This window comes from Mucilaginibacter defluvii (genome assembly GCF_039543225.1).
Classification (GTDB): domain Bacteria; phylum Bacteroidota; class Bacteroidia; order Sphingobacteriales; family Sphingobacteriaceae; genus Mucilaginibacter; species Mucilaginibacter defluvii.
Genome location: NZ_BAABJI010000002.1, coordinates 1,399,947 through 1,425,819 on the forward strand (window position 1 = coordinate 1,399,947; position 25,873 = coordinate 1,425,819).

Annotated in this window: 28 protein-coding genes and 1 pseudogene; 13 read left to right on the forward strand and 16 right to left on the reverse strand. The window is 44.0% G+C overall.

Annotated elements, in window-relative coordinates:
• The first annotated feature begins 51 nt into the window (after positions 1–51).
• The 4 genes from ABD960_RS12275 (at position 52) to ABD960_RS12290 (ending at position 3,576) form a co-directional block, all read left to right on the forward strand.
• On the forward strand, positions 52–975 hold the full coding sequence (locus ABD960_RS12275; RefSeq protein WP_345331450.1) for a helix-turn-helix domain-containing protein: 924 nt from the start codon (positions 52–54) through the stop codon (positions 973–975).
• A 244-nt stretch (positions 976–1,219) separates the two neighbouring features.
• A complete protein-coding gene (locus tag ABD960_RS12280; protein WP_345331451.1) occupies positions 1,220–2,740 on the forward strand; it encodes an MFS transporter in 1,521 nt (506 codons plus the stop codon).
• Positions 2,724–2,849, forward strand: coding sequence for a hypothetical protein (locus tag ABD960_RS12285; RefSeq protein WP_345331452.1), 126 nt, complete (start codon positions 2,724–2,726; stop codon positions 2,847–2,849). Before ABD960_RS12280 ends, ABD960_RS12285 begins: the two co-directional genes overlap by 17 nt.
• Positions 2,850–2,877: 28 nt before the next feature.
• Positions 2,878–3,576, forward strand: a complete 699-nt coding sequence (locus ABD960_RS12290) for an NADPH-dependent F420 reductase (protein ID WP_345331453.1) — start codon at positions 2,878–2,880, stop codon at positions 3,574–3,576.
• A 121-nt stretch (positions 3,577–3,697) separates the two neighbouring features.
• Here ABD960_RS12290 and ABD960_RS12295 read toward each other — a convergent pair whose 3' ends face one another.
• On the reverse strand, positions 3,698–4,024 hold the full coding sequence (locus tag ABD960_RS12295) for a winged helix-turn-helix transcriptional regulator (RefSeq protein WP_345331454.1): 327 nt from the start codon (positions 4,022–4,024) through the stop codon (positions 3,698–3,700).
• 154 nt (positions 4,025–4,178) lie between these two features.
• Here ABD960_RS12295 and ABD960_RS12300 point away from each other — a divergent pair, with 154 nt between their 5' ends.
• The 3 genes and pseudogenes from ABD960_RS12300 to ABD960_RS12310 all read left to right on the forward strand — a co-directional run bounded on the left by ABD960_RS12300 (position 4,179) and on the right by ABD960_RS12310 (position 6,757).
• Positions 4,179–4,922: an SDR family oxidoreductase gene (locus tag ABD960_RS12300; RefSeq protein WP_345331455.1), complete on the forward strand. Its 744-nt coding sequence runs from the start codon at positions 4,179–4,181 to the stop codon at positions 4,920–4,922.
• A gap of 86 nt (positions 4,923–5,008) precedes the next feature.
• Positions 5,009–5,866, forward strand: a pseudogene (locus ABD960_RS12305) (NADPH-dependent F420 reductase); the annotation flags it as partial.
• A 99-nt stretch (positions 5,867–5,965) separates the two neighbouring features.
• Positions 5,966–6,757 (forward strand): SDR family oxidoreductase, encoded by a 792-nt coding sequence (locus ABD960_RS12310; RefSeq protein WP_345331456.1) that lies wholly within the window; start codon positions 5,966–5,968, stop codon positions 6,755–6,757.
• A 3-nt stretch (positions 6,758–6,760) separates the two neighbouring features.
• Here ABD960_RS12310 and rhuM read toward each other — a convergent pair whose 3' ends face one another.
• From rhuM to ABD960_RS12330, 4 genes are read right to left on the reverse strand one after another with little or no spacing between them, the layout of a single operon-like run.
• Positions 6,761–7,495 (reverse strand): RhuM family protein, encoded by a 735-nt coding sequence (gene rhuM, locus ABD960_RS12315; RefSeq protein ID WP_345331457.1) that lies wholly within the window; start codon positions 7,493–7,495, stop codon positions 6,761–6,763.
• A gap of 8 nt (positions 7,496–7,503) precedes the next feature.
• On the reverse strand, positions 7,504–7,782 hold the full coding sequence (locus tag ABD960_RS12320; protein WP_345331458.1) for a virulence RhuM family protein: 279 nt from the start codon (positions 7,780–7,782) through the stop codon (positions 7,504–7,506).
• 58 nt (positions 7,783–7,840) lie between these two features.
• Positions 7,841–8,023, reverse strand: a complete 183-nt coding sequence (locus ABD960_RS12325) for a site-specific integrase (RefSeq protein WP_345331459.1) — start codon at positions 8,021–8,023, stop codon at positions 7,841–7,843.
• Positions 7,998–9,074, reverse strand: a complete 1,077-nt coding sequence (locus ABD960_RS12330; protein ID WP_345331460.1) for a phage integrase SAM-like domain-containing protein — start codon at positions 9,072–9,074, stop codon at positions 7,998–8,000. Before ABD960_RS12330 ends, ABD960_RS12325 begins: the two co-directional genes overlap by 26 nt.
• Before the next feature lie 929 nt (positions 9,075–10,003).
• Between ABD960_RS12330 and ABD960_RS12335 the strand changes: the two genes are divergently transcribed.
• From ABD960_RS12335 to ABD960_RS12355, 5 genes are all read left to right on the forward strand, one after another.
• A complete protein-coding gene (locus tag ABD960_RS12335) occupies positions 10,004–10,219 on the forward strand; it encodes a hypothetical protein (protein ID WP_345331461.1) in 216 nt (71 codons plus the stop codon).
• A 126-nt stretch (positions 10,220–10,345) separates the two neighbouring features.
• Positions 10,346–10,540 carry a cold-shock protein gene (locus ABD960_RS12340; protein ID WP_345331462.1) on the forward strand — a complete coding sequence of 65 codons (195 nt, stop codon included), beginning with the start codon at positions 10,346–10,348 and terminating at the stop codon, positions 10,538–10,540.
• Between the two features lie 177 nt (positions 10,541–10,717).
• On the forward strand, positions 10,718–11,098 hold the full coding sequence (locus tag ABD960_RS12345) for a response regulator transcription factor (RefSeq protein ID WP_345331463.1): 381 nt from the start codon (positions 10,718–10,720) through the stop codon (positions 11,096–11,098).
• A gap of 58 nt (positions 11,099–11,156) precedes the next feature.
• Positions 11,157–11,960: an alpha/beta fold hydrolase gene (locus ABD960_RS12350; protein ID WP_345331464.1), complete on the forward strand. Its 804-nt coding sequence runs from the start codon at positions 11,157–11,159 to the stop codon at positions 11,958–11,960.
• A gap of 1 nt (position 11,961) precedes the next feature.
• Positions 11,962–13,437: a sensor histidine kinase gene (locus ABD960_RS12355; RefSeq protein WP_345331465.1), complete on the forward strand. Its 1,476-nt coding sequence runs from the start codon at positions 11,962–11,964 to the stop codon at positions 13,435–13,437.
• A 362-nt stretch (positions 13,438–13,799) separates the two neighbouring features.
• Here the strand turns inward: ABD960_RS12355 and ABD960_RS12360 are convergent, their stop codons facing one another.
• The 5 genes from ABD960_RS12360 to ABD960_RS12380 form a co-directional block, all read right to left on the reverse strand.
• Positions 13,800–14,276, reverse strand: coding sequence for a ferritin-like domain-containing protein (locus tag ABD960_RS12360; RefSeq protein WP_345331466.1), 477 nt, complete (start codon positions 14,274–14,276; stop codon positions 13,800–13,802).
• 139 nt (positions 14,277–14,415) lie between these two features.
• A complete protein-coding gene (locus ABD960_RS12365; protein WP_345331467.1) occupies positions 14,416–14,808 on the reverse strand; it encodes a hypothetical protein in 393 nt (130 codons plus the stop codon).
• A gap of 24 nt (positions 14,809–14,832) precedes the next feature.
• Positions 14,833–16,065, reverse strand: a complete 1,233-nt coding sequence (locus tag ABD960_RS12370; RefSeq protein ID WP_345331468.1) for a BamA/TamA family outer membrane protein — start codon at positions 16,063–16,065, stop codon at positions 14,833–14,835.
• Between the two features lie 312 nt (positions 16,066–16,377).
• Positions 16,378–16,863 carry a hypothetical protein gene (locus ABD960_RS12375; RefSeq protein ID WP_345331469.1) on the reverse strand — a complete coding sequence of 162 codons (486 nt, stop codon included), beginning with the start codon at positions 16,861–16,863 and terminating at the stop codon, positions 16,378–16,380.
• Between the two features lie 107 nt (positions 16,864–16,970).
• Positions 16,971–17,864, reverse strand: a complete 894-nt coding sequence (locus ABD960_RS12380) for a bestrophin family protein (RefSeq protein ID WP_345331470.1) — start codon at positions 17,862–17,864, stop codon at positions 16,971–16,973.
• Between the two features lie 468 nt (positions 17,865–18,332).
• On the opposite strand from ABD960_RS12380, the gene ABD960_RS21015 reads away from it, so the two are divergent.
• Positions 18,333–18,470, forward strand: a complete 138-nt coding sequence (locus tag ABD960_RS21015) for a DUF3606 domain-containing protein (protein WP_425563482.1) — start codon at positions 18,333–18,335, stop codon at positions 18,468–18,470.
• A 6-nt stretch (positions 18,471–18,476) separates the two neighbouring features.
• On the opposite strand, the gene ABD960_RS12385 is transcribed toward ABD960_RS21015, so the two are convergent.
• From ABD960_RS12385 to ABD960_RS12410, 6 genes are all read right to left on the reverse strand, one after another.
• Positions 18,477–19,334, reverse strand: a complete 858-nt coding sequence (locus ABD960_RS12385; protein ID WP_345331471.1) for a sigma-70 family RNA polymerase sigma factor — start codon at positions 19,332–19,334, stop codon at positions 18,477–18,479.
• Positions 19,331–20,344 carry a fatty acid desaturase gene (locus ABD960_RS12390; RefSeq protein WP_345331472.1) on the reverse strand — a complete coding sequence of 338 codons (1,014 nt, stop codon included), beginning with the start codon at positions 20,342–20,344 and terminating at the stop codon, positions 19,331–19,333. The genes ABD960_RS12385 and ABD960_RS12390 overlap by 4 nt, the downstream gene beginning before the upstream one ends.
• Positions 20,345–20,360: 16 nt before the next feature.
• Positions 20,361–20,717 (reverse strand): hypothetical protein, encoded by a 357-nt coding sequence (locus ABD960_RS12395; RefSeq protein ID WP_345331473.1) that lies wholly within the window; start codon positions 20,715–20,717, stop codon positions 20,361–20,363.
• Positions 20,718–21,686: 969 nt separating this feature from the next.
• Positions 21,687–22,526, reverse strand: coding sequence for a potassium channel family protein (locus ABD960_RS12400; protein WP_345331474.1), 840 nt, complete (start codon positions 22,524–22,526; stop codon positions 21,687–21,689).
• Positions 22,527–22,558: 32 nt separating this feature from the next.
• Complete coding sequence (locus tag ABD960_RS12405; RefSeq protein WP_345331475.1) at positions 22,559–23,026, reverse strand: hypothetical protein; 468 nt, start codon at positions 23,024–23,026, stop codon at positions 22,559–22,561.
• Positions 23,027–23,042: 16 nt separating this feature from the next.
• A complete protein-coding gene (locus ABD960_RS12410; protein ID WP_345331476.1) occupies positions 23,043–25,577 on the reverse strand; it encodes an SIR2 family NAD-dependent protein deacylase in 2,535 nt (844 codons plus the stop codon).
• Positions 25,578–25,873 lie beyond the last annotated feature (296 nt).

The following is a 25,873-nucleotide window of genomic DNA, read 5'->3' on the forward strand; positions in this document are numbered from 1 at the left end:
TATTAACCTGCAATTAAAACATTCAAGGTTAATGCTTTAAATTTATAAATCATGAAAAAGGAAAGAACCGCTACGGTAAACACCAGAACGCTTTCGGAGATCCACCGGGACCATGGCCTGCCTGTTCCGGCGCATCCGCTGATCAGTCTGATCGACTGGCCGAAACACCAGATCCCAAAAAACAATTTTCCGGGTACCGTTGTCTCGGGCTTCTACCGTATCACTTTAAATATTGGCATGAGTGGTAAGTCCAAATACGGACAAGGCCATTATGACTATTCGGAAGGCGGAATGACCTTCGTCGCGCCAACCCAGGTGATCAGCCCTTGTGTTTACGATGTGGCGGATGACTGGTCGATGTATACGCTGCTGATTCATCCCGATTTTCTGTGGAACTATCCAATCGCGAAAACCATTAAACAGTACGGCTTTTTCTCCTACAATACGAATGAGGCGCTGCACCTTTCCGATAAAGAAAGGAATACGATCATCACCATTTTTCAGAACATCGAAGATGAACTGAACAGCCGGATCGATGATGTCAGCCAGGATGTAGTCATCGCGCAGATCGAATTGTTGCTGAACTACGCGAACAGGTTCTATAAACGTCAGTTCATTACGCGCAAGGTCGTCAACAATGATCTCCTGCAAAAAATGGATGATATTCTGGACGGATACCTGAATGGTGATAAAACACTGAGCGAAGGCATTCCAACCGTTCACTTCCTTGCCGAGAAACTGAATGTTTCGCCGAGTTATCTCAGTGATATGGTGCGCTCGGTGACTGGTCAGAGCGCGTTGGGAGTGATCCATCAGAAGATCATTGAGAAAGCAAAGGAAAAGCTGTCGGGAACGAATATGTCTGTCAGTGAAGTGGCTTATGAACTCGGCTTCGGTCACCCTTCTTCCTTTACGAAATTGTTCAAAGCAAAGACCGATATGTCTCCGCTGGAGTTCAGAAAGTCTTTTAATTAAGGGCCTATTTTCAATTTCAAATACGCTGCGGGTGTAGCGTTAAACCTTCGGGATGATCCATCCTGAAGGTTTTTTATTTTGTTACCGTCGAGTTACGGCAAAGTAATACCTCAATACGGCAAAATGCTGTTGTTGCCACATCCGGAAATTTGACATCGTTTCAAATAAATGATGTCAATATGATCAGTCCAACCGAAAATAATAACGCCAACGATGCCGTATCGCCAAACCCGCGCGGGATCTATTGCTGATAGCGGTCTGCTGCGTAGCGGTCGCCACCCCATTTTGTTTCACCGGGATCGCTGTCGGCTTACCGGCGATCAGCCGTTCGCTCGGCGGCACACCGATACAACTGAACTGGGCGATCAACTCCTTTCTGCTAACCTTCGGCAGTACACTAATGGCTGCGGGCGCTTTAGCAGATAACTATGGCCGTAAACGTCTGTTGCTTTGGGGACTGGCCATCTTTGGTTTTTTCTCGATCTGTCTTGCATTTTCGGCCAACATCCTGTGGTTCGATATACTACGTGCTTTACAAGGTTTGGGTGCAGCTGCTGCCTTCGCAGGTGGCTTTGCTTCTCTGGCGCAGGAATTTGACGGATCAGCAAGGTTAAGGGCTTTCAGTATCGTGGGCACCAGTATCGGCATCGGGCTTGCGTTCGGACCGATCGCCGCCGGATGGCTGATCGCGCACTTCGGCTGGCCGGCCATTTTTGTGTTCGTGCTGGTACTTGCTGTACTCGCCTTATTATTTGCAGCTATTTTCATGCGGGAATCCCGTGACCCGGAGGCCGCCGGGCTGGACTGGAAAGGTGCGATCAGTTTTACGCTCGCACTGTCAGCTTTTACCTTCGGTATCATACAAGGACCGGAAAGCGGATGGTCGCATCCGCTGGTGGCCGGACTTTTAGGTGGATCAGGCTTACTCTTCGGCATTTTTGTACTGATAGAAAGGGCTTCCAAACGCCCGATGCTGGACCTGTCCCTGTTCCTTTTCCCGCGTTTTGTGGGCGCGCAGTTACTGGCGATCGCGCCGTCGTTCGCTTTCGTGGCGCTTTTAGTACTGCTGCCTGTTCGTTTTGTGGGTATCGAAGGAATGGATGAACTTGCCGCCGGCCAGTTGATGGTCGCCCTGTCCGCACCTTTTCTCATCCTGCCCATCGTGGCAGGCCTGCTCACCAGATGGTTCGCCCCGGCGACCATTTGCGGTGCCGGGCTGGCGATCTCTGCTGCCGGTCTTTACTGGCTCAGCCAGCACCCTGCGGGCACCGACCCGGTCGCGCTGATCGGCCCCTTGTTAACGGTCGGTGTGGGCATCAGCCTGCCCTGGGGATTGATGGACGGCCTCGCCGTTAGCGTGGTCCCGAAAGAACGCGCCGGCATGGCGACCGGCATCTTCAGTACCTCGCGTGTAGCTGGCGAAGGCGTTGCCCTGGCTATCGTAACAGCGTGTCTTTCCGCACTGATCAATACCAACCTGAGAACGGCGGTCAATAGCAAGGCCAATGCAGTAGCCCAGCTTTTGATTACGGGAAATTTAAAAGGCGCGTCAGCACTGGTCCCGCAGGTAGATCAAACAACGCTCTTGCTGGGTTACAATAACGGATTTACGGCTGCGCTTTGGTTGTTAAGCGGCATCACCCTGGTAACCGCCCTGACGGTATTCCTGTTCCTGGGGCAAAGCCATCAGACGGTCGAGGCTATCGAGCAGGAAGCGGAGATCACTGCGGCGCATGAGCCGCCTACCGATGAGCGAACTTCCTGATGACATTGTTTTTACAAAACTCGAAAAGTCGGCAATGTATTCCCTCAAAACGGCAAAATCCGAAACGGCGGGTATGCTGACCTTTGACATTAGAAAAGAACATGTGTAAGAACACAATAAACCAAAAGAAAAATAAGATGAAGATCGGAATTTTGAATACCGGAAACATCGGCTCAAGACTCGCCAGGGCGTGGGTAGCAGCCGGACATGAATTGGTCATTGCACAGGATGGCGATTACTGGAACCTGGAACCACTTTTAAAAGAATTGGGAGAAAAAGCCCGTTATGGCACGATACGGGAAGCTGCCGAGTTTGGCGATGTCCTGCTATTTTCAGTTTACTGGCCGCGCCTGGAAGCTGTACTGGAAGCTGCCGGTGATGCCCTCAACGGCAAGATAGTGATCGAGACCATGAACCCGCTGGGCGTTACTGAAGAGTTCGTTCATTATCACGACCTGGAATTCATGAAGAACAGTTCGACCGCTGAAACCTTGCAGTCACGCATCCCGACCGCGAAAGTGGTGAAAGCATTTAACATCCTACCGGCACCAACACTGGAACCGGCAGCATGGAAAGATAACCCGGTAAAACCCAACATATTTTACGCAAGCGACGATGCGGAAGCCGGAAAAGCAGCACGCGGACTGATCGTCGATGCCGGTTTCACACCGTTGAATACTGGCGAACTGAAATCAGCACGTGCCATTGAGCAACTGGGTGTACTGATGCACCGTGTTGCCAACCACGAGTATAACGGGGATGAAACGCTTATCCGCCTCGGCGTGTCTGTAATCCAGGCACAACCGGGCCCGATATTCCGCGAGAACCTGGTATAAGCCACATTCGTTTGCCGCAGATACAGATCGCGGTGTTTATGGAATTGATCAGTAAGCGCTTTTAGCCAAAGTACGGAACAGCATGGGGTCAGCCATCGCCATGTTGTTCCATATACTGCTGTCAGGCAGTTACTGCGTTTTGTTGCGGAGTTTCCTTAGACTCGCGTAATACGACCTGACGGTGTGTTTTACCCCAATCGGAAAGATCATAGATCAGGTTTTGTAGGGACCAGCCATATTCGGTCAGGTTATATTTTACCGATACAGGCGTTGTGTCCAGGACTGTTCTTTTAACCAGTTTGTTCTCCTCCAGGTCTTTGAGCTCTTTGCTCAACTGTTTATTGGAGATCCCGTGCAGGTCATTTAAGATCTCGGAGAACCGGCGATCATTGTAATAACACATAGAGGAAATGATGGAGATCTTCCATTTTCCGTTGAGTACATCCATCGCATCATGGATAGCAAGGATGTCGCGTTTGTGGCAAATTTCTTCTGTCATAAGTTACTTGGTTACCTCAAATATACCGTTACTTTAGGTTACAAAGTAACGAAAATAAATTGAGTTGACCTATGTTTGCATCGTTAATTAAATAATCAAGAAAATGAGTTCATCAAACAAAAATGTAGTAATAACCGGTGGTAGTCAGGGAATTGGCTTAGCCACCGCAAAACAATTTATCGGTCAGGGCGCTAATGTTTGGATCACCGGCAGAAATGCAGATAACCTGAAAAAAGCTGCTGACGAGATCGGCAGCGCAAACTTGAAAACTGTTGTCTCCGATACTTCGAAATTCGACGGAATCGCTGCTTTGGAAAAAGCGATCGCCGATAGCGGCGTAAAGATCGACGTATTATTCCTGAACGCAGGTGTTGCCGCTTTCGCACCGATCGAGCACGTTACCGAAGCGGACTTTGACATACAGTTCAATACCAACGTTAAAGGCCATTTCTTCACGCTGCAAAAGCTGATCCCGCATTTGGCTGACGGGGCATCGATCACGTTCACCTCTTCAGGTGTGGCAACAGGTTCAGCTATTGCGACCGCTGTTTATTCAGCGACCAAAGCGGCCATCAATAAGATCGCTGATGTAGCATTGAACGAACTTGCGCCAAGAAAGATCCGTGTAAATATCGTTAGCCCAGGCCCGATCGCTACTCCGGGTCTTGATTCGGTTGCACCGCCGGAAGCTCAGGCCTACCTGGCTTCGACCACTGCGCTGCAACGTGTTGGTACCGCTGACGAGATCGCAGGCGCTGTGGTATTCCTGGCCAGCGAAGCTGCCGGTTATATCAACGGTGCAGATATCGCGATCGACGGTGGCTTTATCCAGTACCACTTGAAATAAACCGTTGGCGGGTAAGTACAAAGGAATATCCCGGATACCCCAATAACAAACAGTAACGCCGGAAACCGCAGGTTCTCCGGCTTACTCATTCTTATCATCCTATAAATTCATATCTTATGTCAGAGGAAATAAAAACATCAAAGAACGATCATCAGATCAGAACGGTAGGCATTATCGGCACAGGACAGATCGGTACGACGCTTGCCCGTTTATCGGTAAGGGCGGGTATTTACGTCGTACTCAGTAACACGCGTGGGCCGGAAAGTTTGAAATCACTTGTCGCAGAATTGGGTCCGCTGGCAAAAGCCGGTAGCATCAGCGAGGCAATCGGAGCAGCGGATATTATTGTTGCCACGATACCTTTACCGAACTACAGATCATTACCTGCCGACAAACTATCAGGAAAGATCGTGATCGACACCATGAATTATTATCCCATCGGTTACAATATCGAGGAACTGGATAATAATAAGTTCACTTCGAGTGAACTGGTACAGCAACACCTGATCGGATCGGAGGTCGTGAAAGCGTTCAACAATATTCCATATCCACATATCGCCCTGCATGCAAGGCCCAAAAATGACCCCGGCCGTACGACAATTCCTATTGCTGGTGATGATGAGGCGGCGAAAGCTGCGGTCGAGCAGTTCACCAATAAGATCGGTTATGATACCGTAGATGCGGGCACACTTGCCGAAAGCTGGCGATTTGAACCGATGACGCCGATCTATTACTGGCCATATGCGCCTGTTGTTCCGGAGGGGTCTAACGACGCCGACGCACGCAGGATCTATCAGACCACATTCGTTGATCCGCTGAGGCCAACTGCCGCACAACAACTGCTTAAAGAGACCGAACGGAAGACCCCTGTAGGCGGACGCCTTGATATCCTTCCACCGATCCATCTAAAGTTATACGAGGAATTCACGCAAGGCAGGTACTAAAAAGCAGCAATACCAGATTCGGCAAAGTATTCCCGCAAAACGGCAAAATGGAAAAGCATGGCATTGCGGAAATTTGTCACAACATATCAAAAACATATTATGGCACAAGAAAATGAGTTAAAGAATGGTAAGGTATTAGCCAATACAACAGCATTAGTAACAGGCGGTTCACGCGGCATTGGCCGTGCGATCGCTGAAAGGCTTGCCGCAGATGGCGCATTGGTGGCCGTTACCTACAATGCAAGTAAGGATGCAGCGGAAGAAGTGGTTGCGGGTATCGAGCAAGCGGGCGGCAAAGCATTCGCGCTTTTCGCTGACCTGGTGAACGCTTCAGCGATACCAGCCTTATTTGAGCAACTGGATACCGAACTGACCAGCCGTACTGGCAGCAATGTGTTGCATATCCTGGTAAATAATGCAGGAAACTCAGGCTGGGGCGGTTTGGCTGACGCCACACCGGAAAGCTTTGATACCATGTTCGCAGTACATGCACGCGCGCCGTTTTTTATGACCCAGGCGGCACAAAGCCGTTTATCAGATGGTGGCCGTATCATTAATATTTCGTCAGGTCTCGCCACACGCCCCTTGCCAATGGTCCCGATCTATTCGATGGCCAAGGCTGCTATCAATACGCTAACCCATGCCTTAGCGATGGAATTGGGCAAACGCGGGATCACCGTTAATTCAGTGGCTACGGGCTGGACCAAAACGGATATGAACGCTGCGGTACGCGAAAATTCGGATATGGTCAAATCTATTGAGGCAGATACTTCACTTGGCCGTTTCGGAGAAACTTCAGACATCGCATCTGTTGTTGCCTTTCTTGCCTCACATGAGGGCCGTTGGGTAACCGCGCAGGTAATTGAGGCGAGCGGCGGCTATAGACTTTGATTTTTAATATTTAAACACGGCGATCGTGCGATAAAAAGCTTTTACTAACCAATTGTTTTTTTGAGAGGTCCCCCGGCTTAGTTCGTCATCTAAGCCGCAAAAGCCACCTGCATCAATTGCAAGGTGGCTTTGCCATTGAACTAAAGATCGCTTCGAAAGGTAAGCTGCGATCCTCTTATTCCCGTCAGAGAAAGAATAATTTTTGACAACGAAATATAAAAGATTGGCTGCTTTCTCTTCAATGGTGGGGTAAAACTCTGTACCGTCGAATGATTGATAAATTGTACCAATGGATCCTTTAAAGGAATCATCTTTTTCATTTGCGAACAAACTACTTTCCCCAAAAACGATCTTAAGGTCATCAATAGCTTTAATAGCTTCTTCGTATGTTGCAACAAATAGCTGGTAGTCTGTCGTTCCATCAAGTGATAATTGTTGGTGATCATATTTATCGAGTACGTCAAGTGCATAACTGTAATCGGTAACCACCTTTAAAAGACCGACAGCTTCTTCACTGGAAAGTTCTTTGTTCTTTATAACATTCCCTAAGAGATTTACGGCTTGTTTAAGAGAATCAAATTGAGCCGACTGATCCTTCAATTTCCGTTCGTTAATCGTATAACCCTGAATCAGATGATCTTTTAAGGTTTGATTAGCCCAAATGCGGAATTGTGTTCCCCGTTTTGAATTTACCCGGTATCCTAATGATATGATTGCGTCTAAATTGTAATACTCCACATCCCGAACTACGTTTCGGTTTCCCTCGCTTGAACTGTTGCATTTTTTGCAACAATTGCGTTCCGGTCAAGTTCACCCTCCAAAAATATATTTCGAAGGTGTCGGGATATGACTGATTTGTCACGTTCAAAAAGTTCTGCTAACTGGTTAAGGGTTAACCATAGGGTATCATCCCTCAATTTAACTTCAACTGTGGCGCCGCCGCCGGCGTCCTGATATATAATGATCTGATCGTTGTGCATAATTTCGTTATTGAGTAATTGGACTGGAAATTCGATTGTCTCCATGGTTTAATCATAGCCTGCTTTGGATCAGTTGTTGCATTATTCGCAATAACTGGTTTGATCAATCATGATCTGTGCTGCCCTGATTGTTCTCAATGATCTTTTTAAGTTGTCCCATATCATCACTGATCTTCTTCAGCAGTACTCTGGCATAGATCTGGGTGGTGGCGATCTTGGTATGGCCCATCATTTTGCTAACCGTCTCGATCGGAACATTATTAGAAAGGGTTATCGTAGTGGACACCGAATGTGAGTACCTTTTTGATCCCGTTCATAAAGCCGATCTCTTTCAGGTAACTGTTAACCTTTTGATTAGACAGATTGGGGAAAAGCGTACCTGTGATCTCCGCGCGGTCACCGTGACGGTAACGCTCCAAAATTTGCTGGGCGACGGGAAGGATAGGGATATTGGTCGGTTCGTCGCTTTTTTGGCGGAATAACTTGATCCACTGCGCACCATCTTCACCCGTAGTAATATTGTTCTCCTTCAGGTTCATCAGGTCCACATAAAATAGCCCGGTGTAGCAACTGAAAACGAATAGATCACGAACGATGTTCAGCCGGTCGACAGCAAAATCTTTTACCTTGATGGAATCAAGTTCTTTTTGATTGAGGAGGGCGGTCTCAACTTTTTTATACCTGAACTTATAATTCTTGAAAGGATCACGGGATATCCAGGTCAATTTTAACGCGAGCGTCGTCATTTTACGCAGGCGGATCAGGTGTTTCATTACGCCGTTGTTGTTCATCGGCCGTTGATGATCTTTGGGCTTATGGTTCCGGAGATAGGTCTCAAAGTCAATAATGAACTTGTAGTCGACATCATTGATCCTGATGTCGGTCGTATTGCGCTTTTCTTTCAGGAACTTCTCCAGGTACCGGCGGGTTACAGCATAATGCTTGAGTGTGCTCCACGTGAGGGCGGCAGAGGCGGTCTCGTAGTGGTAGTCCATCAATTTGCTGAGCGAATAGGTTTGCTCAGTATCTTCGCCCAGGAACATAGCCTTAAGTAGTTGTGGCGTAACTTCCTTGCCAGCGATCTGTAATTGCTGGTAATAGGTTGTGATCGTGAATTTGACCTGTTCAAGGTAAGCGTTGGTCTCTTTGGCTTCGGGGACCTTTATCCTTAGACCGCCACGACCCGAGTCCCAATTGTCGACCTTCACTTGATGTTTTAATGCGAATCGAACACGTTCTTTGTTGACGGTAACGGCTGCATAAACGTTCGTTACGCCGTCCTTCGCCTTTTCTTTTTTGATGGTGAAATGCACACCAAACAACTGTGATGTCTTCATCTTTTACAGTTTTTAAATGAATAAATGATTAATTACATCCCGAAATCGTCATTTTCAGGGGCCAGGAAAGGCGAAAGTGTGGTTAGAATTCCAGTCCTTTTGGATTCATTACGATCTTTATTTAAAGATATAATATCTTATCTAGCAGCCACTTAACACGTTCTTGACCCCCAAATGTAATAACTACTTTCGGGGGGCCGGATTGGTGTTCCAAAGCGTGCATTCGTAAGGACTGAAAAGGACCAGAATAAAATAAAAAACCCTCTAAATCGCTGATTTAGAGGGTTTGCAATTCTTGAAAAACTGCTTTTGTGCGCCCACCTGGGCTCGAACCTTATCTTATAGTAAATTGATAATCAAACACTTAAATATCTTGAAAACATCAAGGTTACGGAATAGGTTTCGTAACCATTACGACACAAATATAGTCAACTCAAATGTTATTCTTATGTAGAATTTCAAGACTATGTATGGGTATAGCTATCTAAATCCAAGGTAAGTGATAACATCCGAAAATACAAATGCCCAAAAGTGTTTTGCACATCCCTTATTGCAGTTCATGATTTACGCGGAATTAGTAATAATTTTTAGCTAACTGGTTTGGTAGATGTTAAGCTCAATAGTTCCCTTAAGGTAAGCAGAACTTATAATCAACGCACGAAATTTGTTGAAGACTATTGAGGTTCTAAGATAAAGCTAGAAAAAGCAATCATTAGTTAGGGCAGGAGGATTAATCCTTTACGCAAATAACAACTTATCAATAAGTTAATTTATATTTTCAAAACAACCCACTTCTTTACTCACATAATTTTAACAGCGATTGACGCAAATTTGATTAAGATAATCAATTTATGCAATCTAGATATTTTATAAATAATGAAGTATGCTATATAAGGCATTCGTGGTTTTAATAATTAAGTTCGATAAACATGATCGGGTCAAACATCTATTTTCACCCCTTTGTCGAATTTGAAAGATTTGCTGTCCGCAATTGGGAATTTAATGTTCGTTTTGGCCTACCTCCCGAACTGGTGCGTTGGTTACTTGTAGATGGCGCAGGCGCCAGATCATTGTGGATAGCCGTGGTTTATCAGTATTTGATCTGGCGGCACAGCAAGACAATGAAGAAGCGATTAGCTTATTAGAAGTTGCTTAAAGCCACAAGGCGTATCGCTTTTCAATTAATTTATTGATTTTCAAATATTTATTTAAAAATAAAAGCATATTGCCGTTTATTATGGTTACCTTGCTCACTTACTAAAATAAATAATATGCAACAAGAAGGAATCGTGAAATTCTTCAACACTCAAAAAGGGTTTGGATTTATTTCACAAAACGACAATCGTGACGACCTGTTCGTTCACTCAACTGGTCTGATAGATCAGATCAATGAGAACGACCGCGTAAGTTATGAAGTCGAAACAGGCCGCAAGGGTCTGAATGCGATCAATGTACAAGTGATTTAAACCCAACATACAATTTTTCGTAAAAGCACCTGTTACTACAGGTGCTTTTTTTGTTAGCAGCTGAATCGATCCGTCGCGTAGTCATTTCGAAGCAGCGCATTACATGGACTTTCCGCTTTATTCTTTATTAGTACCTTTAATTACATTACGTGGAGCGATAATTGTGACTACCTGTACATGGATAACGAGCCGCAGCAAAAAACACTATTGATCATTGAAGACGATACAGATATTTTAGACATACTCGAATTGATCTTCCAATTAGAAGGTTATAAGGTTTTCCGTTCTGAAACAGGTGCGGAAATCGAAGATCTGAAGCTAATGGCGCCGCACCTCATCCTGTTGGATCTTCGTTTAAGCGCGGGTGGCCAGGAAGGTGCAGCGATCTGCCTCCGCTTAAAAGCTCAGGAATCAACCCGCCATATTCCCATTGTCCTGCTATCAGCCGAAATGAACATCAGTACAGTGTGTACTGAATGCGGGGCAAATGATTACATTAAAAAGCCATTTGACATGGATCACTTGTCTTCCAAAGTGCGGTCACTTGCCCATGCCTGACTTTTATTTGTAATAATTAACTTTATCTTTATCAGTTAACAGCGGATCGGACAACATCGTGAAAGAAAAAGTACTCAAACGTAATAATGTGAATGTTATCGGTGAGAGCGAACAGGTGATATTGTTTGCGCATGGCTTTGGCTGTGATCAGCATGCCTGGCAGTATGTGGTAGGCTCTTTCACTTCCGATTACAAAGTTGTACTTTTCGATTACACGGGTTCCGGTAAGTCAGATATTAGTCAGTATGATAAAGTCAAGTACAACAGCCTGGATGGTTATGTGCAGGATCTTTTGGATGTATGTGATGCGCTGGAATTGAGCAAAGTGGTCTTTGTTGGCCATTCTGTCAGCAGCATGGTCGGCTTACTTGCCGCCAATAAGCGGCCGGAATTATTTGCTAAACTTATTTTTATCGGTCCCTCGCCAAGATATCTGAACACCGAAGATTATACCGGCGGTTTCGAAGAAAAAGATTTGGAAGGCTTATTTGAATTCATGGATAGCAATTATCTGGGCTGGTCAGGCGCCATGGCACCTGCGATAATGGGTAATCCTGACCGTCCTGAACTTGGTGAGTTCCTGACCGGCAGCTTTTGTTCCAACGACCCCGATATTGCGCGCGACTTTGCCCGTGCGACGTTCTTCGCAGATAACCGCGCCGATCTGTCCAACGCAACGGTGGATAGCCTCACGCTGCAATGTGCGGATGATATCATTGCGCCAACTTCTGTAGGACATTATGTGCAGCAGCATATGCCCGGCAACACGCTTGTGCTAATGAATGCTACGGGCCACTGCCCGCATATCAGTGAGCCGGCAGAAACTATTTCGCTTATCAAAAATTATCTTCTATTCAATTAATATGGATCGGTCACAAAGTGAGCAACAGGAATTTCTCGCGTCGCTCATCGATGTGGCTGAGCTTTACGATAAAGCGCCCTGCGGGTATTTTTCTATTTCACCCACAGGCATCATCATCAAGATCAATCGTACTTTACTTACCTGGCTGGGTTATAATGCAACTGAGCTAATTGGTCAAAAATTCAGCAGACTGCTGCCCAAAGGTGGCCAGATGCATTTCGAGATGTTCTTTATGCCGCTGGCAGGCGTAGACAAATCCGTTAAAGAATTAAGTTACGAGATCCTCAGAAAAGACACCACGGTTATTCCCGTATTGCTAAATGCTTCCGCAGTCCTGGATAATACAGGCAAATTGGCGGCGGTCAACTGCGTACTTAATAGCAATGCTGAACGCAGGCAATATGAGAAAGATCTGTTGCAGGCGAAACGGATCGCTGAACGTGAAAGGAAGCGACTGGCATTTATGGCCGATCTAATTCCGGAGATCATCTGGACGGCCACAGCGAAGGGTACGCTTGATTATGTTAATGCCAGATTTTGCCAATACTTTGACTGCGACGGTAAGGAAACACGCGCATCCTTCATTCTCTCAAAAATGCATCCGGAAGACCGCCGGAACTTTTTAAATAGCTGGCGCGCCAGTTTGGCCACCGGCAGTGACTTGGAAGCGAAAGTAAGAGTGGTCAATACAAAAGGCGCTTACGAATGGCATCTGTTGAGAGGTGCAAAGTTTTTAGACGAACAGGGCAATCTGACGAACTGGTTCGGCTCTTGCGCAAATATAGATGGCCATATTAACGCAATGAAGAAGAAGGATGACTTCATCAACATCGCCAGTCATGAATTGAAAACACCGATCACCAGCTTAAAAGCGATCCTGCAGTTAATGGACCGGCTAAAAGCTGATCCGGCTAATAAAATGCTGCCTGGCTTAATTGAGAAAGCAAACCGGAATGTCGGCAAGGTCAATACCCTCGTTGAAGAATTGCTGAATGTCAGTCAGCTCAACGATGGCCAGCTGCATTTGAATAAGACGCTTGTTGATCTGGATGAATTAATTGGTGATTGTGTGCATCACATACGTATTGATCAGCAATATGAAATTTTAACAGTTGGTGACAAAGGCGTTACCATATTTGCCGATGCTGGACGGATCGAGCAGGTGATCAATAACTTTATCAGCAACGCGATCAAATATGCGCCAGACAGCAAACAGGTATTGGTAAATATTACAGGAAAGCCAAACGAGATATTTGTAGAGGTGACCGACCAAGGGCCAGGCGTTGAAACCGATAAGATACCTTATTTATTTGACCGCTATTACCAAATCGAAAATAAGGGCAGTAAGTATTCAGGCTTAGGATTGGGGCTATACATTTGTGCGGAGATCATCAAAAGACATGGGGGCAAGATCGGCGTCAACAGCAAGCTGGGAAAAGGCAGTACTTTTTATTTCAGTTTGCCCCGCCAGGGATAATTGCAAAGCCCGTTATCAGCCCTATTCATTGATTCCGTCATTCACCTTATTTTTACGACTTCTTTTGGCATTTAAATTAATAAAGGGTGTAAGCGTACTTGTGCCAAGAAACTACTATGCCTGTTTAATGGTATACAAATTAATTAAAAATGTAAAACTCAAATTATAATTAAATATCTATGGATGATTGTCAAGTCCTTTATATTGTAATTAGTGAACATTAATCAGGCCATAAAAGGCTTACGCTCGGTAAGCGAAAAAGCCCCATTCGGGGCTTTTGCTCGGCTTATATAACAAGTATCTGCAAGAAAATTAATCAGCATTTCATGATTACCCCTTACAATATTAAAAAGCAATGGCGATCAGTTGTTCGCTTTAACGATTTGCTGTTCAATTTCTCTTAGCGCAGTCTGAATGCCGTCCCGTTGTTCGGTAAGCAACTTTAAGTGATCCGCGTGATCGGCATAGTCAGCGATACACATATCATATTTGTCAATAGCGGCACGTTCGCCGGTGGTTATCGCAGTCAATATTGCGTAGTCTTCTCTACTGCTGAATGCCTGCTTGACATTTAACCAGGCACGATGTAAACCACCTAATATGCCTCCATTTTCATTATCGGCATCTTCACCGTGCAGTGCGATGTGTTCTTTCAGTTCAGCAGCATAGACAATGCGTTCTCCGGAGATCCTGGAAAACAGTGCTTGTAATTCAGGGTTTTCTGTGGCTTCTGCCGCGGATTGATATCCTTCCTTTCCGTCGTTGACCAACTCGAGTATTTCTTTTAGATCATTAGTGACCTGTTGCTTGCTTTTTAATGATGATGATTTGATTTCCATAGTATAATTTTTAACATATAGTGCAAAAAGCCGGCCGTAACCGAATTTTATAAATGACCAGTTTAGATCAGGTGGACACTACCTGCACCCTATAATCCTACGCTTATTTATAAGGAACTATCGGCAGAGATCAGCGTAATTATTTAATATGCATTGCCTGGCAAAACTTTCTTATATTCTCATCAAGCAGGTTTTTGTTAAGGTCGTCGTAGTGGTCAATCCTGTATTTAATAAGCTTGGCAATACCGGCTTCAATTTCACGGATCATCGAATTAATGTAAATAAGTGCTCCCGATTTTGCTCTTTCCATTGCCACGGCTTTCTCCAAATATCCATAGAACCTATCCTCTTCAGATAGAAGAGAATAGTTAAACCCTTGTCCCATGTTAAGATTATCTGGCTGAACAAAGACCGGCATTTCCCGCTTAAAACGGTTCAAAGCTACCGGCTTAAAATCGTTAGTCGATATTTCCATCACCGCTGTATCGTTCTTACTTACCTTAAAGTATTTTATATAACAGTTTTTTTCCATGGTATTACTTATTTAAACTTACTATTAAAACTTTTCGCCCAGATTCAGCAATACTGCACTGTAACCTTTACTGAAGGCATAATCTATCCCTATATTGGTATTGGAGCCTTTATTGAATTTAATGCGCAAGCCAGTGCCTGCGGCCGGATGCCACGATCTTAAAAGAGAACCCGAACCGCTTACTGTGGTAACGTTAACAAACGCAACAAATCCCAGTAGCCCGTTGCCGGTAATATCGCGCCGGTATTCGCTTTCCAGATATACCAGTGATCTGCCTCGGTATCTGTTTTGCTCTAATCCCTCGCCTGACCTATTATAAGGGTCTGAGCCTATGCCCGGAAGGTCCAGATATGGGGCATTACTGTTAAACACTGTCCAGAAGTAAGACCAAAAAGCAAGTGTGTTTTGTCGGGTTGGGTTGTCGCGGTCTAAAGGCAGATACTTTCTTGCATCAATATAAAGCGAGTTCCATTTTTGATCGCTCCCTAAAAATGTGGGGTTTGTGCGGTAAACTATATTCAGGTAAGAGCCGGGTAGCGGATTGATCGAATTGTTCCGGGTGTCGTATAGCAAAGACAGGTTTACCCCTGAGGATAAAGAGCTGCTTTGCGTACCATAGTTATAATGTGTAAATTGCTGAAGGTCTATACCTGGGTCGTCACTGCTGATGCTGTTGTGGTAATCTAAATTATAACCGCCGCCGGCATAAAAATAAGGCGTAATTTTTTTGAGTGCAGTTTGGTAGAAGCGGATATAATTCTGATTGACCAATGTTTTATTTTGGTAATTATTAGCACTCCCAAGTCCCCAGGTGTATTGTGGATAAACCAATAAGCGGATATCGCCCTGAATATTCCAGGTATTGTTGGGCAGCCAAATGCTGGTACGTAATGGAATACCAAAACGTCCTTTAAAATTCCAATAAGGTGCAAAGTTGGCACTGGAAAGATTGGTAGTACTTTGCGGCCCCAAATAGGTTCCGGCGGTGGTACTGGTGATCAACGCCCGGCCTGCTCCTCCAGGTACTGCACCAGGTACAGGTAAAACAGAGAAATATATCTTTTTTCCGCGCTGAACTCGCGTTTTCTGAGGTTTGATGTGAAAGAGCGCTTTGCCGATATCGATTAGATCAGTTTGTTGAGCTGTATCACGTTGCTGACTTTGCTTGGGAATGGTATTAGAGGCATCTTGCGCTATGATGATGGTTGGCAGTAACAAACAGGCACAAAATACGCCTGCCGCATACTGCATTTTCATGACCCTATCAGGGCCGGCTGACTTTTTGATTGGCTCATGTTATTTTTTCTTTTTGTTTGCAATGATCTGCGGTGCAGGTGATGCCGATTTACCTGTCTGGTAGTCTGACGGCATTTTTTTTCCTACCACGTTAGGCATTTTCTTTTTGTCTTTACTCATGATAATTATTGTTTTCTGCAGCGATGATGATTTGAAAGTGTCTGCTGCGTGTGTTATAGTACAACTGGCCGGAGCCCGTTTTGTTACGGCCGCCATTAAATATATATTACTCTTCGGCCGCCGGCTTTTAATATGTGCAACATAGGCAACAAGCTAAAATTGATTATAATAACCCTCTACCTTCTCAGTGATCTCTCTGAACACAGATGACCGTAATTTTTCACCCGTAAGTTGTTGCCAATTGCATTTGCTGTCCTGTGTTAACTCAGCAACCTGCGATCCATTCATCCAAACAGTATAAATGCCTTTGTCTTTCAATATCACCTCACAAAAAATCAGTTCATCTGCCGACTGTATGCCGAAACCAAACGCTGACATCAGTTCTTGCTGGTGCGGAACAATCAATTCTTTCAAAAATTTTTTGATAGCGGCCTTCGCAGCATCATCGAAATTATCGAAACCCAGAAGCGTATAAGCGACATTATCCAGGGTGACGTTCCCTATAAACATCTCATCTTCAAATAAAAGATGTTTACCGGTATTAACAAACTGCTGCTCGTAAAAAGCAAGTATCGTTTCCACCTGGATGTAACGTTCAATGCCGTTGTCGTTCAGTGTAAATCCTGTTCGGTATATCATGACTCTTTGTTTTACAGCTACCAGAACATGTAGTTCTAGCAGAACTAAGTAGCGTCCGCTTATAAGGGGGATCAGGTCGTTAGACCATTGTTCAAGGCATGGTGCTATCACATGATAATTCCATCATGCGCCTTATTTCTAAAAGGTAATACTCGGTCCCCTAACATTTCCTTAATATCGATTTCGAGCGCATTGGCAATGGCCGTAACAGGAATATCGTTTTCTTTATTTGAAAAGGGATCCTGAATTTCAATGGCAATTTGCTCAATGATCATAAATATAAAAATGACGCATATTGCTATAGGGATCGCAATGTAACCGAATGTCTCTACCATGCCGAAGGGAAGTAACATAGCAAATAAATGTACCAAAAAGCTGGTGAAATGACTGTAAGGTATCGGAAACGGGGTATTTTTTATCCGTTCAGCGCCCCCTAAACTGTCTGTCAAGCGGGCAGTAGTCTCATCCAATCTCAGCATATCAAAATTGGTGATATGGCCTTCTGATTCTAATTTTTTGAACGCATATAAATTGTGCAATAACAACAAGTTAGGGAAATTTTCCCGTTTTACCAGATCGTCCCATTCATCTGTATATAAAAACGAAGCGATCACAGAAAAGTCTGGCTGCCCTCTTAAACGCTGGCCTAAAGCGTAAAGAAAGGCTATCTGGCGATAAGCCATACTTTGCAAGTGTTTTCCTGTAACTTTAGTTTCTAACGTAAAAACAATAAGTTGTCTGATCAATGTCCTGGAGTCGTTCACCAGTGCTCCCCAGATCTTACGTGCTTCCCACCAGCGGTCATAAGCGGAACTGATGCGAAAACCCATTAAGATAGATAGCACTATGCCGATCATCGATATGATCGTTGCCATGGATATTTGCAACTGGTAATGCAGCATGCAATAATAAACGGCTATAACGAATAAGGCATGAAACAATAACCATTTCCAGATACCTGATAGGATTGAAGCTGCGCGAATATTAATGGCTATTATCATTCAAGTCTAACCATCTGCCTGTCCAATAGTTTTCACGCAAGGTGGAACAAATGTTCTAATTTTCAGTATTTTACATTTTAAATACATAACAATGCTGAATGCTTACAAATCGGAAAGTGAAGTGCCAATGAGTTTAGAGCAACGGATGTTTTCAAAATTAAAGGTTGTGCCCATTAGAGGAAGATCGCATTTACCGGAATGTATTTCGAGACTTTACTGCAAATTATTTATTAAACAAATAGTGCTGCGGTTTGTCCTCTTGATGACGATAGCAGACAGGATCGAAAAGACAATAAAAAGATCCGCTATTTTTAGTTATCAATCGCGTCCAGATGCTGGTCAAACTTGCGACTTATTGTTTGTTTTCTTTGATACATCCCTAATTTCTAGTAGTATAAAAATATACTAAAGATTAGCCAATATGAACAGGAGGTTTGAATAAATACGCCGGACAAGAGTTAGATCGATATTGATGATGAGTACACATTTGAAATGTGGAGCCGGGAGTTTAATGTTACGACGCCCAAGCTCAGGGAAGTGATACGGACAGTTGGAAATGCCGTAGTAGACGTCAGACAACGAATAAACAGCCCTGCATATCATTAGGTCAATTTAAAGATACTTAAACATCTCTCGCTTTTTAGCATAGTGCCTTAACTGATGAAGTGCTTTATCTTTTAACTGCCTTACCCGCTCACGGGTAAGCTGATAACGGTTAGCAATTTCTTCGAGGGTATAAGGCTGTTCCTGGCCGATACCGAAAAAAAGGACGAGAATTTCCTGTTCACGTTTCGCCAGGTGCTTTAATGCGTCTTTCAAGGCGACAGACAAGGACTCCCGTATGAGCAGCTCGTCAGTAGCTTCACCTTCTGCTGCCAGCAGATCCATCAAGGAACTTTCACTTTCATCATTAAGATTAGCATCTAGCGATAGCGAACGGCGTGATTTACTCATAAGATCAGCAATGCGTTCTGCAGGTAGCTCCATGACGACCGCTACTTCTTCGATGGTGGGTTCCCGCTCAAATTCCTGCTCCAGTTGCGAGGCCTGACGATGCAGCCTGCTTAGGGCACCGATCTGATTGGCTGGCAAACGCACCACCCGTGATTGTTCGGCAATGGCCTGCATGATGCCCTGACGTATCCACCATACCGCATAGGAAATGAATTTGAAACCTTTCGATTCATCAAACCTCTGCGCTGCCTTGATCAATCCAAGGTTTCCCTCATTGATCAGGTCATTAAGGGAAAGACCTTGATTTTGGAATTTCTTCGATACAGATACGACAAAGCGCAGGTTGGCCCCGGTTAATTTGTGCAGTGCTGCCTGATCGCCTTTCCGGATCATGCGGGTGAGCGTGACTTCCTCATCAGCCGTAACCATACCGATCTTGCTGATGTCATTCAGATACTGCTCCAATGCACGGCTGTCGCGTGAGGTGATCGTGGGCGTGATCTTGAGTTGCCTCACCGCTTCAGGTACTTAGTAACGAAGTTTTGTTTATCATCCCGGTAATAGCTTACCGCACCCACACAATGCAGCAGACGAATGTATAGCCAGGCCATGTCCAGTTGATAAGTTTTGAAGCCGCTGCGGGCACTTTTGGGGTAAAGATGGTGATTGTTATGCCATTCCCCGGCGACTAGTCCGGGCCATAATTGGTTGATTGATCGGTCGGCCCTGTTATAGTCGATGCCTTCCCGTTGCTTGTCCTTTCCATGACCGTGGCCATCGTAGTTAAAGGTTCGTACCCCAACAGCCCAAACACCGGCTGCAGCAAATAAGGAGCACGCTAAAGCATATCCGCCGGCCAGGTAAAATATGCCGTACCAGAATGACCAGTTGAGCAGCCAGGTAGTGAGTGTTGCAAGCGGCCTGGCGTATGACCCCCAGTACTGGTATTGCCGGTAAGTATTTCCCTTAACACCGGTATGCGCCATTAAACGGGTAACCCGCTTATAATCATTTTCACTCAGATCTCTTGCGATAGGCTGATGGTTGACATCGGCCAGGAAGCAGTACCAAAAGCCGCCCTCAGCATTATAGGGATCGCCGGGCTGGTCTGATTTGGCGTGGTGCACATAGTGAGAGATCACGTAGATCTCTTCAGGTATGATATTGAGCGTTAGTTGTCGCGTAACGAAGCGCCAGAAACCGTTGCTGAAGCGGTAGGCACCATGTGTGCAATAGCGGTGATGCCACACCGTACCATGGGTGCCCATGATGACCATTCCGTAAACAAACGCGGCCAAAAGCATCCACCAGCTGAAAAACTGGAAAACAAAGAGTAAAAAGAACGGAAGCAGGCAAAAGACCTTGAACCAGCTTACAAAAGCCAGCCAGTTCTTGCGGTCCGCAAATATATTGAGCCTGTTGAAAAATTCCCGCAGAATTGTGGTTACGCTGGGGCGTTGCAACTCACCCCTATCGTCTTGCCAGCCATACGAGGGAGGGTGCAGCACATGATCTAAAAAAGCCATAGTATTTGATTAGGATCTAACGGGTGTTTCTTACCGGGTAAGCTGCCAGAAAGCCCTTGCCATTGTGTTCAAGATAGCCGGCAGTTAATACTGCGTCGGTACTTGATAGCTCCTGATTAAGCTTTCTTTTTACGTGCTGGTACACATTGAGCAATTCTTCGGGTTGTAAACGCAGAATGATCAGCTTGTGGTTATTTTTTCTCAGATCGGCGATTTCCAGAGCAGTAGAAAGGGTAAGCGCCCAATGTTCTCCCTGTTTGAAACCGAGTTCCATTGCTTCGTTTTTCAGGTCGAACAAGAATAAGTTGATTTGCTTGTCCAGGATAGGTTGGTTTTTATCTGCGTTGCCGGCAGATGAAGTTGGATTTATCATTAATGTTTAGCTGACTCGGTGTGAAGCTTAAAAATTACCTGAATCAGTTAAGGGTAACGCCTAAGGTGTCGTAAAAGAGATAGGTGTGGTAATATACGCTTACTTATTTGATTAAACGTTGTAAACAAGAAATTTAAATTTATTTCATTGTTTTAATAACAGATATATGCGCTAATACGGTGGCAGAGTCGGTTTTTTGTAGCTTGGACAGCCTGATTACAAACTGGATACCAAATGTATTACTGCTCCTCATATTAAGTCTATTTATGTAAGTAAAAGTAAAGCCTTTAAATTACTCGCGTATTTGCTCACATCTTCCTTGATATTGATTAGTGTTTTTGGTGGAAATTAAAACAAAAAACCCGCAAATCAGTGTGATTGGCGGGTTTTTACTCCATTTAAATTTGGTATCAGTCGGAATGGCAGGACGATAACCTATGCTTGTAAATCGCTTATTTTCAACGTTGTAATTGAAACAAATCAAAGCAGGTGTTCACTTAGGTAACCACCTCTTTTTTATAATTAAAGATACACATTTAATCTTTAAAAAAAAGCCTTGGTTTATATCTATAAGTGCTTCTTTGTGATTAACTGCGAAGATTATTGGCTTGCGTATCTCGGAAGTAACGATGGTAATAAAGTTCACTAACAATGTACAGGGCACTTTGAATAGAAAGGGAAGGAAATGTAACTTGACCATTTTCAGCCCCTATCGCACTAATATATCGGCTTTTGAAAAAGAGGTCTCGCTACAGACCCGCTCAAATCAAATGAATAATCTCAATTGAATATAAAATATACCACTCAAACTTAATTATACGTCAATACTTCAAATTTTAGACATTTTCATTATACAAATTTTGCCTCCAAGGATATAATCTCTTATTTATTGTGTCTTCTAATTCAATCATTTGATCTTCCGTCATCAAAATAACTTCATCAACGTATCAGGCTTGTCTAATGATCAAGTCAGGAGGCACGCGATCTTAAGCTTTCTGCGAGCGTTGCCGCATTTTTTGGCCGGTAGTGAAAATAAGAGGAAAATTCGTCAGAACGCCAATGCTCGTCAACCCGGTAAAAACCTTCGTAATTCTTTAGCTCGTCCCGGTTTTTTATTACTAAGATATCCTCGAGGTCATATTGTACATAGGTCGAATAACGCGTCATTCCAAGATCGCCCGATAAGCCAACTCGAAGACAGTCAAATAAGTGTAGTTGAGCTACTAAGGGTTCGACCGGCATTCCGTACGCAAGATAAAATGTCTGCACCGATTTTGTTATAAAAGGAACACGGCTGGGTGAACCAGTTTTCCAATCTTCATTCAGTTTAAAATACCAGGATGTTTCGAGGTTCGTTATAAAGCGTTTAGCCGTATTCAGATAGATGATCATAAACGCCATATCGTCTGTGCTGTAATAGGCATATTTTGAAAATATGATCGTATGCCTGGCGGGTAACAAAAGTTTCAGTGTGATTACGGAAATGCTCAAAGTGTAGATGGTTAGACCGATGATCGCTTCAATGATCGTTAGCACTCTGACATAGCCCAAGGGTGATACATCTCCATAACCGATCGTCAATATGGATACGAAATTGAAATAGACCAATTCCCAAAATCCGGATATCTCATCTTTGAAGCTCCCTTTTGTCCCGATCGAATATTCAATGCCGGAAAAAAGCATTACCGCTGTGACATACAGCACAGCACTTATCGTAACAATTAACCAGGTATCTAAGGATTCGAGGCGTTCTGTAAAAGAGAACCTTCGCTTTGAAGGCAGTTGAAATTGAGCGTCATTATTTTTCATTTGAGGGATGATCAAAGTTTAGCGATCGAAGATCATTTATAAGTAAGCAGAATAAGATCTTCTTTATAGATGCCTCCTCGTTGTTGGAACCCCATTTTCTTAAGTATATGCACCATCTCCGGTTTTCGGGTAGTGGCGAACATAGCATGGCCGCTAATAAGCGGGAATAGTTCTTTCAAAAGCTTTTGACAGGAGCCACAACCTTCATAACCTTTTCTGGTAACAATATAACCTAACTCATAAGTGTAAGACCTGTTTAAATCGGGCACCATAGCCATATTGAAAATATCATCTCTGTAGCTTGCGTTTGGGTTTTTAAAACAAGCTGTCGCTATGATCAAATCGTCCGACACAAGAAGCGCGATCAGCCCCGCACGTTGCAAACCAGCTTTGGCATAGTTATATCTGATCTGTCCGCCACTTGCGATCAGATCGATCGCTTCGTTTTTCAACGCCGTTGAAATGTTGTCAGGTTTGTTTACGATCAATTTGATTTCCATAAACTTTTACCAGACACTACTGCGCTATTAAATTTACCCGGATCAAATTTTCCACCGGCATAGAACGATTCGTTAATGATGGCAGGTCAACCTCATACAAAGTGTCACTTTCTTTAATAGCTACGATCCGGTTAGAGGCAATTTGTTGAACGGATAAGATGTCCGAATTCTTATAGCCCACCCTTTTCAAAATAGCGGGTTGGCCCTCTGCTTTTGTATCCAATTTGGTATTGATCCCTTCAAAATATTGAATCAGAGAAAAGTTGCCCATAGCAAGGTAGCCGGCAACAAGATCCATTCGGTCAGCCTGCTCGATCAAAGCATAGGAGTAGCAAATTTTTTCCGGGAAAAAGACACGGGACAATATTTTTAGCTCCCCTTCCTCATAACGGAAGATGATCATAAACGAAGATTTGCCATAATCTATCGTTAAAGTCGCCGTCAAAACGATCACCTGTTCACCGAACCAGGTTGCCGGTCTTGTTTTCGTGCCATGTATCGTTGCTTTAGTGAAAGACGGAATTTGCCCTTCAGGTAGCCTGTCAATAAGGCCTTTTACCGGCTCCATATCTGACAGCCTTTTCCATAATTCCACGATCGATAGCAATGGTGAAATGGAACCATTGCTATCAATACCAAATATAAAATCACCCGTAACGTTAGAGGCTACAGACTTGGATCCTAAAAAGCTTTTCCCGTCCGGTAATAGTAAGACATTAACGAAAGTTCGGTTTATTTTAGATTCCTCAACAAGTTCCATGTCTTGAAAAGTCAATAGTCTGTGATCGGTAAAAATATAAGTGATTACCCGCCCGGACGATTGCAAATTCTTCACATGGCCTATTCCTTCACCGACCTCAGCAGTAAAAAAAGTTTGTGGAAACAGGTCTTTGTTCGGATCCCAACGAAAGCAATGCTGCGAAGTATGGCCAACGACAAAGTGCTGATCACCAATTCGCATTAGAACAGCATCTTCAAAAGGAAGTGTTTTTTCACCCGGTAAGGCAGCTTTAACTTCGTAAGGGTAATCAGCTTTTCGTAAACTAATCTCCTGTTTTGCCAAAAAAAGCAATTGGTAATCTGAATCGGGCGTGATCATAGCTTTAGCTAGGTCAGGGAAAACCGCTTCAGGATCGAGGTCAAGTAAACCTTTTAATGACTGAAGGATCCTTTTGAGATTTTCGAAAAAGTAGCGATCCGCAAATATTTCTTCTGCATCTGGTATTGTTCTCTTTTTTATAAGTTTTGCTTCCCTTATAAACTGATTAAAATTATGATCGAAGAACTGACCGTGTATCGCTCCCCAGGCGCGGTGCTTGATATCATCTAACATTCCGTTAGGAAAAGCTTTCAGGAAACTGTGAGCAAGCAGCGCTGTGTCTATCATGTCACTTTTTAGCAATAAGGGGATATTTTTAGAGTGTCGGTTCCATAATTCAATGAGTTCCTCCAGTTTGGTAACACTCACCAGGCCTCGGGTGAGTGCTTGAGTAGATGCCAGTTGTTGTCGCTTATTATTTAATTCAAGATTATGATTTCTCAAAGCATCTTCAAGGGTTTTTAACTCTGCTGAATCCAACCAGTAGGCTTTATCAGGTAAGCTGTTTTTTACAAACTGATCGACAGCGGATTGGTCATCTGTGAGTTTGCCGGAAGCAGATAACCTTTGTAGGGTAGCATCCACTTCTTCTCCGAATTTTTTAAAACGGCCCACCATCTTATCCTGGTTGGGATTGATGTCTTTCAGAAAAACAGGGAGATCATCGTATTCCTTCCCATAAATTATGGTGTGTACATTCGCTGTTTTTAATAACTCGGAATGGCTGCCATTTGCTAATTCCGGTTCCCTCATCAGGATATAATGCTCGTGTGGCACGGCCGGGAACCATTTATTCATAAAATCGATAACCGTGCTAAAGTCTGGATCCAAAATACCATCACGGCTACAGCCAATAAATAAAAAGTGATACTCCGACCAAAGTCTCTGCAGGATTGTTTTATAACCCTTCTTACCAGCCAGGCTTTTGTAATCTGTCGAACTGAGAATAATAGATTCAGGTTTTTGGTAAACGCCATGAAGATGAAGGATGAACTCTTCCTTTTTATTAAGTGCTCTCGGTATTTCACTATGATGGGTCCAGTCAAATATTTTCTTCTTGTTTACTTTATAAGGGGCAGAAAGCAGATCGTCATAGTTAGTCGTCAATATGATTGAAGGACACAGGTCATGAATGTTGTTCAAAAGTTTCAAAGATGGAGTTTTAGGATTTCCAAAAAGATCCTCCAACCAATCAGCGTAGGGGTGACCAGGTGCGTTCAAAACCTTTTTCAACTCATCTGCAGCTCCGACCAGATCGCCAGCGGCTAAAAGTACGCGCGTTTTAGCGATTTCTTCTGATCTGACATGGCGATCTTCTGCAAAATTTAAACCGTTCTCGATAGCACCAGTCCAACCCGGAATCTCAGCAGCAGCATACGAGACACCGGCACCGATCACCGGAATTACTTTGTCCTGTTTTAAAAGATCTATGAGTTTATCAATTGGCTTCATATGTAATGATAAGGTGGTCTAATATCTGAAAAAAGAGCAGACTTTTGATTAATCTCCTAAGATTATATTCGCCAGAGACGCAACCCGGCCCTAACCGTCTTTTGAAAATTCGGACACCTAGAATTGCGGTTCAATCGACAAAAAGTAAAACATACAATATACGTCTTGCGATTTCATCATGACATACTGCAAATTTTATTAAGCTTGCAATCCAGTTGCGCGCAGTTCTCTCTAAAGCACCTTAATATTATTTAGTAGCACGATCGGCATTTTGAGCGAGTTTACTGAATTCAAAA